Raw genomic sequence first — 14068 nt, 5'->3', positions numbered from 1 at the left:
CTTTCTCTCTTTTACTGGTGAACAATCGATGGATCTGATGCAATCAGGCGCAACAACTCGCCGTACCTGTAAGCTTAGCGCCCTGTGTGCTGGCATTGTGTTTTTTCACAGTTCTCATCTTATGGCTGCCAGTGATGCCGTGACGCAGGCGGGGCGCATAACCTCAGCCGGTCTGGCGCAGCAGCAGGATCTTCCCTCCTTAACCGGTCAGGTGGCCGAACCCGCGCTGGCTAACGTGCCGGATACCTTAACCCTTAACCAGGCAGTACAGCGTGCCATCCAGTGGCATCCGGACATCGCGCAGGCAATTGGCAAAATGCTGGAGCAGGCCAGCCAGGTCGATGTGGCGCAGGCCAAATACTATCCGCAAATCAGCGCCGGCATGAACAACGGCTACAGCAACGCCTACAGCGAGAAAGGCTTCAGCCCGTCATTTGTGCTGTCGGTATCGCAGATGCTGTATGACTTCGGCAAAGTCAGCAGTTCGGTGCGCTCCGCCGAAGCCGGGGTGGCGCAGGAGCAGGCCAGCGTGCTGGTGAGTATTGATACCGTCGCGCACGACACCGCCGCCGCACTGGTTCAGGTGCAGGGCTATCAGCAGCTGGTGAAGATCGCCCAGGATCAGCTGACGGCGCTGAGTAAGATTGGCGATCTGGCGCGTCAGCGCAATGAAGAGGGGGCGGCATCGCTCTCGGACGCCACGCAGACCGACGCGCGTATCGAAGGCGCGCGCACCACGCTGACCCAGTATCAGGCCAGCCTCAACCGCTGGCGTGCCACGCTGGCAAGTTATCTCGGCTGGCCACTGGTGAAAAAGGTCAGCGATGCGTTTCCGCCCAGCCTGACGCGCGCCTGCGCGGTGGGCAAAGCCGACGACAAATCCAATCCGGCGGTGCTGGCGGCGTGGGCGCAGGCACGGCAGGCGCAGGCTAAACTGGATAACGCCAACGCGCAGAATTTACCCACTATTTCGCTGGAACCGCAGGTCACGCATTACCTCAACAATCACTACTCCGGCAGCGAAACGCTCGACCGCACCCAGTATTCCGCGTTCGTCAAAGTTGAGATGCCGCTGTATCAGGGCGGCGGCATTACCGCGGCGCGCGATGCGGCGGCCAGCGCGCTGCAGGCGGCCAATGCGGCGGTGAACTCGGCGCGTCTCAAAGCGCAGCAGCAGCTCAGCGAATCGCAAACCGAAGCGCTGAGCCTGTCGCAGAGCCTGGCGATCATGTCGCGTCAGCAGACGCTGGGCGAGAAGACGCAGCAGCTGTATCAGGATCAGTATCTGCAGCTTGGCACCCGTCCGCTGCTGGACGTGCTCAACGCCGAACAGGAAGTGTTTCAGACGCGCTTCGCCATGCAGCAAACCATCAGTCAGTTACGTTCACTGCAGCTCGACTGCTTATACAGCACCGGGCAGATGCGGTCAGCGTTTGCGCTGAATAACCAGCGCATCCAGTCCGTGGAGATCCAGCCATGACGCAATTACAGATTCCGGACGCCCCCAATGGCAATCCCGCCAGCGCCGCCGGTGGCGAGGTGCCGCTACACGGCTGGGCCACCGCCATTATTCTCATCGCGACCCATTATCGTCTGCCGTGCTCGCCGGGCATGATCATGGCTGCCAGCGAATGGCAGGGCAAACAGTCACGTGATAAAGCGCTGCGCCATCTGGCGCGTCAGGCCGGGCTGTCGCTGCAGCTGTATGAAGAGCATCAGTGGGAGATTAGCAGCTGGCGCTTGCCGCTGGCGGTGGAACTGAGCGACGGCCAGGTCGGCGTCATCACCAGCTTTGATGGTGATGACACGGTGCGCGTGCACCTGGCTGGCGATGAACAACCGGCGCCGATCGCGCTGAACACGCTGCTGCCGCAGATCCGCTACGCCGCGGCGCTGCGTCCGGTGACGGCCGCCAAAGATAGCCGTGTCGATCGCTATCTCGCCACGGTCAGGCCCGACTGGCTGCGCCGTCTGGTGCTGCACGACATGCGTCCTTACGGCTACGTGATGCTGGGATCGTTCCTGATCAACCTGCTGGCGCTGGTCGGCATCATCTTCTCGATGCAGGTGTACGATCGGGTGATTCCGGCGCAGTCGTACCCCACGCTGTACGTGCTGTATATCGGGGTGATCCTCTCGGTGGTGTTCACCTATATTCTGCGCGTCGGTCGCGATCACGTCACCGATCTGCTCGGCAAGCGCGCCGATATGCGCGTCTCCGATCGCGTGTTCGGCCACGCGCTGCGGCTGCGTAACAGCGCGGTGCCGCGATCGACCGGCACCTTTATCTCGCAGCTGCGCGAGCTGGAGGCGGTGCGCGAAATGGTGACGTCGACCACGGTGACGGCGATCGTCGATATGCCGTTCTTCCTGCTGTTTATGCTGGTGATGGCGATCATCGCGCCGCAGCTGGCGTGGATCGCACCGGTGGCGGTGCTGCTGATGATCCTGCCCGGCGTGCTGAGCCAGAAAAAACTGGCGAAGCTGGCGCAGCAAAACCTGAAAGAGTCGACGCTGCGCAACGCGGTGCTGGTGGAGAGCGTGCAGGGGCTGGAAGATATCAAGCTGATGCAGGCGGAGGACCGCTTTCTGCAGCAGTGGAACAGCTATATCCGCATCACCGCGCAGTCGGGCGTCGAGATGCGCAAAGTGATGCATGCGCTGATCAGCTGGGGCGTCACCATTCAGGGACTGGTGTACGCCAGCGTGATCGTGGTCGGGGCGCCGATGGTGATCAACGGCGATATCACCACCGGGGCGATTGTCGCCGCGTCGCTGCTGTCTTCGCGCATGATTGCGCCGATGGCAACGCTGTGTGGCGTGCTGGCGCGCTGGCAGCAGGTTAAAGCGGCGAAGAGCAGCCTCGATGCGCTGATGAATCTGCCGGTGGAGAACAGTAAAGACGAAACGCGCATTCACTGTCCGGTGCTGTTTGGCCACTACCAGTTCACCGATGCCATGTTCCGCTACTACAGCGATTCGCTGACGGTGGCGCTGCGCATCAAGACGCTGACCATCAAGCCGGGTGAGCGCATCGCCGTGCTGGGGCGCAACGGCTCTGGCAAATCCACGCTGCTGCAGGCGATGGCCGGCGGCATGGATCTGGTGGGCGGCGAGCTGCGGCTGGACAATCTTAGCCTGCCGCATATTGATGTCGCGGACGTACGGCGCAACGTCGGGCTGCTGACGCAGAACGCGCGGCTGTTCCACGGTACGCTGCGGGAAAACCTCACCATGGGCGCGGCGCACGCCACCGACGAGGCGATTTTTGCCGCGCTGACGGTCAGTGGCGGGGCCGATTTCATTCGCCGTCTGCCGCTCGGGCTTGATCATCCGGTCATGGAGGGCGGCGTCGGGCTGTCCGGCGGCCAGCGCCAGTCGCTGCTGCTGGCGCGCATGCTGCTGCGCGATCCTAATATCGTGCTGCTGGATGAGCCGACCGCTTCGCTCGACGATCATACCGAGAAGGATTTCATTGAGCGGCTGGGTGCCTGGCTGAATGGCCGCACGCTGATCGTGGCGACGCACCGCGCGGCGATTCTGTCGCTGGTGGATCGCATACTGGTGCTGAAAGAGGGGCAGCTGGTAATGGACAGCCCGAAAGAGAACGCGCTGCCGGCACCGCGCGCCAGCGGAGCGGCGGGGGAGGGACAGGCATGATGAAACAATTGCCGGCAAAACTGCGGCTGGTGACCGCCGCGGAAGTGGATTCGTCCGACGATCTGCTCGGTGAACTGAAATCGGAAAGCCACTACACCGGCGCAGTGCGGCTGATCGTCATCAGCACGGCGCTGATCGCGGTGGCGCTGGTGTGGGCGTGGTTTGGCATGCTGGATGAGGTCTCAACCGGCACCGGGAAGGTGATCCCCAGTTCGCGCGAGCAGGTGCTGCAGTCGCTGGAGGGCGGCATTCTTACGGAACTGTATGTGCATGAGGGCGATCGCGTGCAGGCCGGGCAGATCGTGGCGAAACTGGATGCCACGCGCTCGCAGTCCAGCGTCGGCGAGAGCGCGGCGCGCTACCGGGCCGCGCTGGCAGCGGCCTCGCGCCTGCGTGCGGAAGTGAACGATGATCCGCTTACGTTTCCCGCCGAGCTGAAGGGCTACCCGGATCTTATCGCGGCGGAAACCCGGCTGTATAACACCAAACGCGCCCAGCTCAATGATGCAACCCGGCAGTTTAAGGAGTCGCTGGCGCTGGCTAATCGCGAACTGGCGATCACCCAGCGGCTGGCGAAAACCGGTGCCGCCAGCAGCGTGGAAGTGCTGCGCTTACAGCGCGATAAGTCCGACCTGGAGCTGAAGCTCACCGATATGCGCTCGCAGTATTATGTGCAGGCGCGCGAAGAGCTGGCGAAGGCCAGCGCCGAAGCCGACAGCCTGGCGCAGGTGATTAAAGGACGCGAAGATACCGTAACGCGTCTGACCATCCGCGCGCCGATGCGCGGCATCGTGAAAAACATCAAAGTCTCGACGTTGGGCGGGGTGATTCCGCCCAACGGTGAGTTGATGAACATCGTACCGATGAACGATCGGCTGCTGATTGAAGCGCGCCTGTCGCCGCGCGATATTGCTTTTATCCATCCCGGCCAGCGCGCGGTGGTAAAAATCTCCGCTTACGATTACGCCATCTACGGCGGCCTGAACGGCGTGGTGGAAAGCATTTCGCCGGATACCATCCAGGACGAAGTCAAACCGGAGATTTACTACTACCGCGTGTTTATTCGTACTGATAACGACTATGTGCAGAACAAGGCTGGCAGGCGCTTTTCCATCAGCCCGGGCATGGTATCCACCGTGGATATCAAAACCGGCGAGAAGAGCATCATGGATTATCTGGTCAAACCGTTTAACAAGGCCAAAGAGGCGATGCGCGAGCGCTAATTGCGATGCGCGGCAATCTCGGCGATAATCACGCCCATCAATCCCTTCCTCGTCGGGCCTAACGACGCGGAGGGGATTTTTTTCATCTATACCTTAACTGGCTAACCGATTTAAGGATTTAAGAGGACTCGTTATGTACAACACGCTGGGCAATCAGTACGACAACTCCCTGGTTTCTAACGCCTTCGGTTTCATGCGCTTTCCGCTGAACTTCCAGCCTTACGACAGCGATGCCGAGTGGGTGATTACCGGTGTGCCGTTTGATGCCGCGACGTCAGGCCGGCCGGGCAGCCGTTTAGGGCCGGGCGCGATCCGTCAGATCTCCACTAACCTGGCGTGGGAAGGCTGCCGCTGGCCGTGGGATTTCGATCTGCGTCAGCGCCTCAACGTGGTGGACTGCGGCGATCTGGTGTACGCCTTCGGTGATTCACAGGATCTGTCCGACAAGCTGCAGGCGCACGCGGAAAAGCTGCTGGCGAACGGCAAGCGCATGCTGACTTTTGGCGGTGATCACTATGTCACGCTGCCGCTGCTGCGCGCGCACGCCAAACACTTCGGCAAGATGGCGCTGGTGCACTTCGATGCGCATACCGATACCTACTCCAACGGCCCGACTTTTGACCACGGCACCATGTTCTACACTGCGCCGCAGGAAGGGCTGATCGATCCGCAACATTCGGTGCAGATTGGTATCCGTACTGAGTTCGATAAGAGCCTGGGCTTCAACGTGCTGGACGCCGCGCAGGTTAATGACCGCAGCGTGGATGACATTCTGGCCGAAGTGAAGCGCACCGTGGGCGATCTGCCGGTGTACCTGACGTTTGATATCGACTGCCTCGATCCGGCCCATGCGCCAGGCACCGGTACGCCAGTGATTGGCGGCCTGACCAGCGATAAAGCCACCAAGCTGATTCGCGGCCTGCAGGGCATGAACATTGTGGGGATGGATCTGGTGGAAGTGGCACCGGGCTACGATCACGCCGACCTGACCTCACTGGCTGCTGCCACGCTGGCGCTGGATATGCTGCACGTGCAGGCGGCGAATAAAGGTTAAGCGGCGGTGCGGGCGGCTGCCCTCACCCTGACCCTCTCCCCCAGGAGAGGGAACCGATCGAGCGGGAGGTGAGAACAGCACGGACTGCTCCCTCTCCCGCGAGCGGGAGAGGGCTGGGGTGAGGGGAAGACCGGCGACTACTTACCATCCGCCGCGATGCGGTCGCGAATATGCTGCGCGCGCGACTCAGAATCCGGATGCGAGTCAAACATCGAGCTCTGGCGGCCCTGATCCAGCTTCGCCAGCTTCTCGAAGCTGGTCGCCAGACCAAGCGGATTAATGCCGCGCTTCTTCAGCAGATCGTACGAATAGTCATCCGCCTGCGACTCCTGGGTCTGTGAGAACTGCGCGTTAACCAGCTTCTCGCCCATTTCGCCCAGTTGTGACTGCGACAGCGAACCAATCACGCCACCCACCGACGCCGCAGCATTGCGTGCCGCCGTAGTGGCGAAAGCCACCTGCATCGCTTTGCGCGTGTGGCCGAGCGCGACGTGGCCCATTTCATGGCCGAGCACGCCTTCCACTTCGTTGTCGCTCATCATATCCATCAGACCGCTATAAACGCGGATACAGCCATTCGCCATCGCCCAGGCGTTGACGTCTTTGGTCAGATACACCTTGTAGTTGGCCGGTACGCCGTTGATGTTATCGCCCAGCGCGGCGGCGATTTTGTTCAGCCGCTGCTGATAGCTGCTGTTGGCCGGCGCCAGCTGATTCTCTTTATCCATCTGGGCACATGACTGATCGCTCAGCTCTTTAACCTGGGCATCATTCAACGAGTAAGCCTGAAACGCCTGCGCGCCAGACTGCAACAGTGCGTTATTATCCATTCCTTCGCAGCCGCTCAGCAGCGAAACCATTCCCAGCGCGACAACCATGGCGCGAATTTTCATATCAGCATCCTTTGAGTAACAAGTAGAGAAAACAAACACCTGAAAAACCACGCAGGTATTTAAACGCATTGGTTATAGCGTGCCAGGGGCGGATTGGCTAGCAGACAGGCCCCGAAATGCAACCCTGAACCGCAGATTTAGCATCCTGATACATGTACTTTTGCCCCGATTTTCATGTACATTGATGTGCGACTTTTTTCTCGCTTCGCCTTATAACTCATTAATTACAATCAGTTAAGCGTGGCGGAGCATTAATCCGACCTGGAGTAGAAGATGCCCTCTCGTAAAGAGCTTGCCAACGCCATTCGCGCGTTAAGTATGGATGCAGTACAGAAAGCGAAATCGGGACATCCGGGTGCCCCAATGGGCATGGCCGATATCGCTGAAGTGCTGTGGCGTGATTTCCTGAACCACAATCCAACTAACCCGCTGTGGGCAGATCGCGACCGTTTCGTGCTGTCCAACGGCCACGGCTCAATGCTGATTTACAGCCTGCTGCACCTCACCGGCTATGACCTGCCGATGAGCGAGCTGCAGAACTTCCGTCAGCTGCACTCTAAAACCCCAGGCCACCCGGAATACGGCTACACCGCAGGCGTAGAAACCACCACCGGCCCACTGGGTCAGGGCATCGCGAACGCCGTGGGCTTCGCCATTGCTGAGCGCACGCTGGCGGCGCAGTTCAACCGTCCGGGCCATGACATCGTAGACCATCACACTTACGTGTTCATGGGCGACGGCTGCATGATGGAAGGCATCTCACACGAAGTGTGCTCCATCGCCGGTACCCTGAAGCTCGGCAAGCTGGTGGCGTTCTATGACGACAACGGCATCTCTATCGACGGTCACGTGGATGGCTGGTTCACCGACAACACCGCCAAACGCTTCGAAGCCTACGGCTGGCACGTGGTGCGTGGCGTGGACGGTCACGACGCCGACGCGATCAAAAAAGCGGTAGAAGAAGCCAAAGCGGTCACCGACAAGCCATCGCTGCTGATGTGCAAAACCATCATCGGTTTCGGTTCCCCGAACAAAGCCGGTACGCACGATTCGCACGGTGCCCCGCTGGGTGACGACGAAATCGCGCTGACCCGCAAACAGCTGGGCTGGAACTACGCGCCATTTGAAATTCCTTCTGATATCTACGCACAGTGGGATGCCAAAGAAGCCGGCCAGGCGAAAGAGAAAGCCTGGGATGAGAAGTTTGCTGCTTACGCCGCTGCGCATCCGGAACTGGCCACAGAGTTCAAACGCCGCGTGAACAACGAGCTGCCTGCTAACTGGCAGGCGGAATCGCAGAAGTTCATCGAGCAACTGCAGGCTAATCCGGCAAAAATCGCCAGCCGTAAAGCGTCGCAGAATGCCATCGAAGCTTTCGGTAAGCTGCTGCCAGAATATCTGGGCGGCTCGGCTGACCTGGCACCAAGCAACCTGACCATGTGGTCTGGCTCGAAGCCGATCAATGAAGATGCCGCAGGCAACTACATTCATTACGGCGTGCGTGAGTTTGGTATGACTGCCATCGCCAACGGTATTGCGCTGCACGGTGGCTTCCTGCCGTACACCGCAACCTTCCTGATGTTCGTCGAATACGCGCGTAACGCAGCACGTATGGCGGCGCTGATGAAAATCCGTCAGGTGATGGTTTATACGCACGACTCTATCGGTCTGGGTGAAGATGGCCCGACGCACCAGCCGGTTGAGCAGATGGCCAGCCTGCGCACCACCCCGAACATGAGCCTGTGGCGTCCGTGTGACCAGGTAGAGTCTGCGGTGGCATGGAAATACGCTATCGAGCGCGTTGACGGCCCATCAGCCCTGATCTTCTCGCGTCAGAACCTGGCGCAGCAGGATCGTAGCGCTGAGCAGCTGGCTAACGTGGCGCGCGGTGGTTACGTGCTGAAAGATTGCGACGGCACGCCGGAGCTGATTCTGATTGCGACCGGTTCTGAAGTTGAGCTGGCAGTCGGCGCTTACGAGCAGCTGAGCGCGGAAGGTCGTAAGGTGCGCGTGGTGTCCATGCCGTCTACCGATGCGTTTGATAAGCAGGATGCGGCTTATCGTGAGTCTGTGCTGCCGAAAGCGGTTGGCGCACGCGTTGCTATCGAAGCCGGTATTGCGGATTACTGGTTTAAATACACCGGCCTGCACGGTGCCATCGTTGGCATGACCACCTTCGGTGAGTCAGCGCCAGCTGAGAAGCTGTTCGAAGAGTTCGGCTTCACCGTGGCCAACGTGGTGAAAACCGCGAAATCGATTCTGTAATTTCGCGTAACAAGTCGCGCCGCTGCGCGTTGTAGCGGCGCGATTCATCGCGCATTTCTGCTGCCATCCTTATGCTTTACCACGCGCAATAAATTGCGCCGCGACACCGATGTGCAGATCGGCGGCCCTGTTATCGCCTGAACCTGAAACGGTTCAATTATTCCTGCAGTAATAATTGTCATTGCCTGAATTTGTGACGCAGATCCAATAATCAGCAGCACAGTTGATCGCAATCATTCCTGTTATTCCTTCCATGCTTTATTCTCGCTGAACCGTTTCAGTTGCAGCCGTGTGCTCTCCGTCAGCAACCGTAACCGGGCAAGAATTCCCTGTACAAAACGCAGCGAAACGCTCAAGGTATTTGGCACGTTTTTTTCAGGTGTGGCTGTAGGAAGTGAGATGACCATTCGTATCGCAATAAATGGTTTTGGTCGTATCGGGCGCAACGTGTTGCGGGCGCTGTATGAAACCGGTCGCCGGGCGGAAATCACCGTAGTGGCGATTAACGAACTGGCGGAAGCGGCTGGCATGGCGCATCTGCTGAAGTACGACACCAGCCACGGCCGCTTTGCCTTTGAGGTACGCCAGGAGCGCGATCAGCTGTGGGTTGGCGAAGATACCATCCGTATCCTGCATCAGGCGGAGATTGCCGCGCTGCCGTGGCGCGAGCTGAATGTCGATATCGTGCTGGACTGCACCGGCGTGTACGGCAGCCGCGACGATGGCGAAGCGCATCTGCAGGCTGGCGCGAAGAAAGTGTTGTTCTCGCATCCCGGCGGCAACGATTTGGATGCCACCGTAGTGTTCGGCGTTAACGAACAGGCTCTTAAACAAACTGACCGCATTGTCTCCAACGCATCCTGCACCACCAACTGCATTATTCCGGTGATCAAGCTGCTGGATGACGCCTTTGGCATTGAGTCGGGCACCGTGACCACCATTCACTCGGCGATGCACGATCAGCAGGTGATTGACGCGTATCACAGCGACCTGCGCCGTACCCGTGCCGCCAGTCAGTCGATCATTCCGGTCGATACGCGTCTTGCCGCTGGCATTACCCGTATTTTTCCGAAATTTAACGATCGCTTCGAGGCTATCGCGGTGCGCGTGCCGACGATCAACGTGACCGCCATTGATCTGAGCGTTTCGGTGCGCCAGGCGGTGAAGGCGTGTGAGGTCAACGCGTTGCTGCAAAACGCGTCAGAGGGGGCATTTCGTGGTATAGTTGACTATACGGAATTACCGTTAGTCTCAGTAGATTTTAACCACGATCCGCATAGTGCCATAGTGGACGGCACGCAAACGCGGGTCAGCGGTCACCACCTGATCAAAACCCTGGTCTGGTGTGACAACGAATGGGGCTTTGCTAACCGCATGATCGACACCACGTTAGCAATGGCCGCAAGCGGTTTCAGGTAAGACGCGGACTGCGTCTGGCAAAACTTATGAGAATCAACGAGAGGGTTCACCATGTCTGTAATTAAGATGACCGATCTGGATCTTGCTGGTAAACGCGTTCTGATCCGTGCCGATCTCAACGTACCAGTGAAAGAAGGGAAAGTGACGTCAGATGCACGTATTCGTGCTTCTCTGCCTACCATCGAAGCGGCGTTGAAACAGGGCGCGAAAGTGATGGTTACCTCTCACCTGGGTCGCCCGACCGAAGGTGAATACAACGAAGAGTTCTCGCTCCTGCCGGTTGTTAACTACCTGAAAGAAAAACTGAACGGCACTAACGTGACCCTGGCGAAAGACTACCTCGACGGCGTTGAAGTGGGCGCGGGTGAACTGGTGGTGCTGGAAAACGTTCGCTTCAACAAAGGCGAGAAAAAAGACGACGAAACCCTGTCGAAGAAATATGCCGCGCTGTGTGACGTGTTCGTCATGGATGCATTCGGCACCGCGCACCGCGCGCAGGCGTCTACTCACGGCGTGGGCAAATTCGCTCCTATCGCCTGTGCCGGTCCGCTGCTGTCTGCCGAACTGGAAGCGCTGGGCAAAGTGATGAGCAATCCACAGCGTCCGCTGGTCGCCGTGGTGGGTGGTTCTAAAGTGTCGACCAAATTCGACGTGCTGCAGTCGCTGGTGAAAATCGCTGACACCGTGATTGTCGGTGGCGGTATCGCTAACACCTTCGTGGCGATCGACAACAACGTCGGCAAATCGCTGTACGAGCCAGACTTCGTTGAGGCCGCTAAAGGCCTGCGCGACCAGTACGGCATTCCGGTACCGACCGATTCACGCGTCGGCACGGAATTCTCCGAAACTGCCCCGGCAACCGTGAAAAAGGTTTCCGACGTAGCGGATAACGAAGAAATTATGGACTTCGGTGACGAAACCGCACAGAACATGGCGAAGCTGCTGAAAGACGCAAAAACCATTCTGTGGAACGGTCCGGTTGGCGTGTTTGAGTTCCCGAACTTCCGTAAGGGCACCGAAATCGTTGCCAACGCTATCGCAGACAGCGACGCGTTCTCTGTTGCCGGCGGCGGTGATACCCTGGCGGCTATCGACCTGTTCGGTATCGAGGACAAAATCTCCTACATCTCTACCGGTGGCGGTGCGTTCCTCGAGTTCGTGGAAGGCAAAAAACTGCCGGCAGTAGCCATGCTGGAAGAGCGCGCGAAGCAGTAATTTTTGGGGGCAGCGCTTCGGCGCTGTCTGAAGGCTTGCCCGCTGTGGGCGAACAGATCGCATTCCCATTGGGGAGTGGACGATAAACGAAACAGGACACAACCATGTCTAAAATTTTTGATTTCGTAAAACCCGGCGTTGTCACTGGTGATGACGTTCAGAAAATCTTCAAAGTAGCGAAAGAAAACAAATTCGCTCTGCCAGCCGTTAACTGCGTCGGCACGGATTCCATCAACGCGGTACTGGAAGCTGCGGCTAAAGTTAAAGCGCCGGTCATCGTTCAGTTCTCCAACGGTGGTGCTGCCTTCATCGCCGGTAAAGGTTTCAAAACCGACAAACCACAGGGCGCTGCGATTTTCGGCGCAATCGCTGGTGCACATCATGTGCATCTGATGGCTGAACAGTACGGCGTGCCAGTAATCCTGCACACCGACCACTGTGCGAAAAAACTGCTGCCGTGGATCGACGGTCTGCTGGACGCTGGTGAAGAGCACTTCAAAAAAACCGGTAAGCCACTGTTCTCCTCACACATGATCGACCTGTCTGAAGAGTCACTGGAAGAGAACATCGAGATTTCTTCTAAATATCTGGCGCGCATGGCGAAACTGGATATGACGCTGGAAATCGAACTGGGCTGCACCGGTGGTGAAGAAGATGGCGTGGACAACAGCCACATGGACGCTTCTGCACTGTACACTCAGCCAGAAGACGTAGATTACGCTTACACCGAGCTGAGCAAAATCAGCCCGCGTTTCACCATCGCTGCGTCCTTCGGTAACGTGCACGGCGTGTACAAGCCAGGCAACGTGAAACTGACTCCAACCATTCTGCGTGATTCGCAGAAATACGTTTCAGAGAAACACGGCCTGCCGCACAACGCGCTGGACTTCGTGTTCCACGGCGGTTCCGGTTCTTCTGCTGCAGAAATCGAAGAGTCTATCAGCTACGGCGTGATCAAGATGAACATCGATACCGATACCCAGTGGGCAACCTGGGACGGCATCCTGCAGTACTACAAAACCAACGAAGCGTACCTGCAGGGTCAGCTTGGCAACCCGAACGGTGCTGACAGCCCGAACAAAAAATACTACGACCCACGCGTCTGGCTGCGTGCGGCACAATCTTCCATGGTTGTGCGCTTAGAGCAGGCTTTCAAAGAGCTGAACGCTGTCGACGTACTGTAATTTTTGCTTACCGTACAAAAAAGGCCCGAAAGGGCCTTTTTTTATGCGTCCCGTCTGGAAATCCCGGTTTATACAGCACATTTTTGGCGCTTCGCCCCATTATTGTTTACCCTTGTACTCGGGAGTGTCGGATTGAATCTGGCAGTTTTTGTACTTTCCTGCGGGAAACTCAACAACAGGGCTAACAAATGGAAGATCTTAACGTCGTTGACGGCATTAACAACGCAGGTGGCTGGCTGGTGCGCAACCAGGCGCTGATCCTCAGCTATGCGGTGAACATCGTGGCGGCTATCGCCATCATTATTGTCGGGATGATTATCGCGCGTGTGGTATCGAACGGCGTCAATCGCCTGCTGGTCGCGCGTCATATTGATGCCACCGTGGCTGATTTCCTCTCGGCGCTGGTGCGCTACGGTATTATTGCCTTCACGATTATTGCCGCGCTGGGCCGCGTCGGCGTGCAGACTGCCTCGGTGATCGCCGTGCTCGGTGCTGCCGGTCTGGCCGTCGGTCTGGCACTGCAGGGGTCGCTCTCCAACCTGGCGGCAGGCGTACTGCTGGTGACCTTCCGTCCATTCCGCACCGGTGAGTTCGTCGATCTCGGTGGCGTGATGGGTACCGTACAGAATGTACAGATCTTCTCGACCACGCTGAAAACCGCTGACGGCAAAATCGTGGTGGTGCCAAACGGCAAAATCATCGCCGGCAACATCGTTAACTTTTCGCGCGAACCTATCCGCCGCAACGAGTTCATTATTGGCGTCGCGTACGATGCGGATGTCGATCAGGTGATCGATCTGCTGCGTGAAGTGGTGGAAGCGGACGAGCGCGTGCTGAAAGATCTGGGTATCCAGATTGGCCTGAACGAACTGGCGGCATCGTCGCTGAACTTTGTGGTGCGCTGCTGGAGCAAAAGCGGTGATCTGCAAAACGTCTACTGGGATCTGATGAAGAACTTCAAGCGCACGCTGGATGCGCACGGTATCGGTATTCCTTATCCGCAGATGGACGTGCACCTGCATCAGGTGCAGAGCGAGGCGCAGCAGCCTGCGCGCAGCGAGTAAGTTATCAGGGCACCGGCGGGTGCCCTTGTTTTATCAGTTCCGCTAATGACCGATTAATTCTTTCCATTTCCGCTAATATCCGCGCCTCACT

At 58.2% G+C, this 14068-nt stretch carries 10 protein-coding genes; 9 read left to right on the top strand and 1 reads right to left on the bottom strand.

The genetic code is table 11. The features are described 5' to 3' along the window. Positions 1-28: 28 nt before the first annotated feature. From KOL70_RS20550 to speB, 4 genes are all read left to right on the top strand, one after another. Positions 29-1480 carry a TolC family outer membrane protein gene (locus KOL70_RS20550; protein WP_031279469.1) on the top strand — a complete coding sequence of 484 codons (1452 nt, stop codon included), beginning with the start codon at positions 29-31 and terminating at the stop codon, positions 1478-1480. Continuing rightward, positions 1477-3660 carry a type I secretion system permease/ATPase gene (locus tag KOL70_RS20545; RefSeq protein WP_021506642.1) on the top strand — a complete coding sequence of 728 codons (2184 nt, stop codon included), beginning with the start codon at positions 1477-1479 and terminating at the stop codon, positions 3658-3660. Before KOL70_RS20550 ends, KOL70_RS20545 begins: the two co-directional genes overlap by 4 nt. Next, positions 3660-4883 carry an HlyD family type I secretion periplasmic adaptor subunit gene (locus KOL70_RS20540; RefSeq protein WP_371824680.1) on the top strand — a complete coding sequence of 408 codons (1224 nt, stop codon included), beginning with the start codon at positions 3660-3662 and terminating at the stop codon, positions 4881-4883. The genes KOL70_RS20545 and KOL70_RS20540 overlap by 1 nt, the downstream gene beginning before the upstream one ends. A 133-nt stretch (positions 4884-5016) precedes the next feature. After that, positions 5017-5937 carry an agmatinase gene (gene speB, locus KOL70_RS20535; RefSeq protein WP_021506644.1) on the top strand — a complete coding sequence of 307 codons (921 nt, stop codon included), beginning with the start codon at positions 5017-5019 and terminating at the stop codon, positions 5935-5937. A gap of 137 nt (positions 5938-6074) precedes the next feature. Here the strand turns inward: speB and KOL70_RS20530 are convergent, their stop codons facing one another. After that, positions 6075-6830: a M48 family metallopeptidase gene (locus KOL70_RS20530; protein ID WP_021506645.1), complete on the bottom strand. Its 756-nt coding sequence runs from the start codon at positions 6828-6830 to the stop codon at positions 6075-6077. A 273-nt stretch (positions 6831-7103) separates the two neighbouring features. Between KOL70_RS20530 and tkt the strand changes: the two genes are divergently transcribed. The 5 genes from tkt to mscS all read left to right on the top strand — a co-directional run bounded on the left by tkt (position 7104) and on the right by mscS (position 13977). Continuing rightward, complete coding sequence (tkt, locus tag KOL70_RS20525) at positions 7104-9095, top strand: transketolase (RefSeq protein ID WP_215481493.1); 1992 nt, start codon at positions 7104-7106, stop codon at positions 9093-9095. 399 nt (positions 9096-9494) lie between these two features. After that, entirely contained in the window at positions 9495-10514 is a 1020-nt protein-coding gene (gene epd / locus KOL70_RS20520; RefSeq protein ID WP_104093684.1) for an erythrose-4-phosphate dehydrogenase, read from the top strand. Between the two features lie 51 nt (positions 10515-10565). Next, positions 10566-11729, top strand: coding sequence for a phosphoglycerate kinase (gene pgk, locus KOL70_RS20515; protein ID WP_215481492.1), 1164 nt, complete (start codon positions 10566-10568; stop codon positions 11727-11729). Between the two features lie 104 nt (positions 11730-11833). After that, positions 11834-12913 (top strand): class II fructose-bisphosphate aldolase, encoded by a 1080-nt coding sequence (fbaA, locus tag KOL70_RS20510; protein ID WP_058757103.1) that lies wholly within the window; start codon positions 11834-11836, stop codon positions 12911-12913. Positions 12914-13101: 188 nt separating this feature from the next. Beyond that, entirely contained in the window at positions 13102-13977 is an 876-nt protein-coding gene (gene mscS, locus KOL70_RS20505; protein WP_021506650.1) for a small-conductance mechanosensitive channel MscS, read from the top strand. Positions 13978-14068: the final 91 nt, after the last annotated feature.

The sequence above is a fragment of the Pantoea sp. B270 genome (assembly GCF_018726825.1).
Lineage (GTDB): Bacteria > Pseudomonadota > Gammaproteobacteria > Enterobacterales > Enterobacteriaceae > Pantoea > Pantoea dispersa.
This window is presented reverse-complemented; position numbering and strand designations above follow the sequence as displayed.

Excerpts from the sequence above, each read along its gene's own strand:
- KOL70_RS20550 (WP_031279469.1), top strand. The coding sequence starts at position 29 with ATGGATCTGATGCAATCAGGCGCAACAACTCGCCGTACCTGTAAGCTT.
- KOL70_RS20545 (WP_021506642.1), top strand. The coding sequence starts at position 1,477 with ATGACGCAATTACAGATTCCGGACGCCCCCAATGGCAATCCCGCCAGC.
- KOL70_RS20540 (WP_371824680.1), top strand. The coding sequence starts at position 3,660 with ATGAAACAATTGCCGGCAAAACTGCGGCTGGTGACCGCCGCGGAAGTG.
- speB (WP_021506644.1), top strand. The coding sequence starts at position 5,017 with ATGTACAACACGCTGGGCAATCAGTACGACAACTCCCTGGTTTCTAAC.
- KOL70_RS20530 (WP_021506645.1), bottom strand. The coding sequence starts at position 6,830 with ATGAAAATTCGCGCCATGGTTGTCGCGCTGGGAATGGTTTCGCTGCTG.
- tkt (WP_215481493.1), top strand. The coding sequence starts at position 7,104 with ATGCCCTCTCGTAAAGAGCTTGCCAACGCCATTCGCGCGTTAAGTATG.
- epd (WP_104093684.1), top strand. The coding sequence starts at position 9,495 with ATGACCATTCGTATCGCAATAAATGGTTTTGGTCGTATCGGGCGCAAC.
- pgk (WP_215481492.1), top strand. The coding sequence starts at position 10,566 with ATGTCTGTAATTAAGATGACCGATCTGGATCTTGCTGGTAAACGCGTT.
- fbaA (WP_058757103.1), top strand. The coding sequence starts at position 11,834 with ATGTCTAAAATTTTTGATTTCGTAAAACCCGGCGTTGTCACTGGTGAT.
- mscS (WP_021506650.1), top strand. The coding sequence starts at position 13,102 with ATGGAAGATCTTAACGTCGTTGACGGCATTAACAACGCAGGTGGCTGG.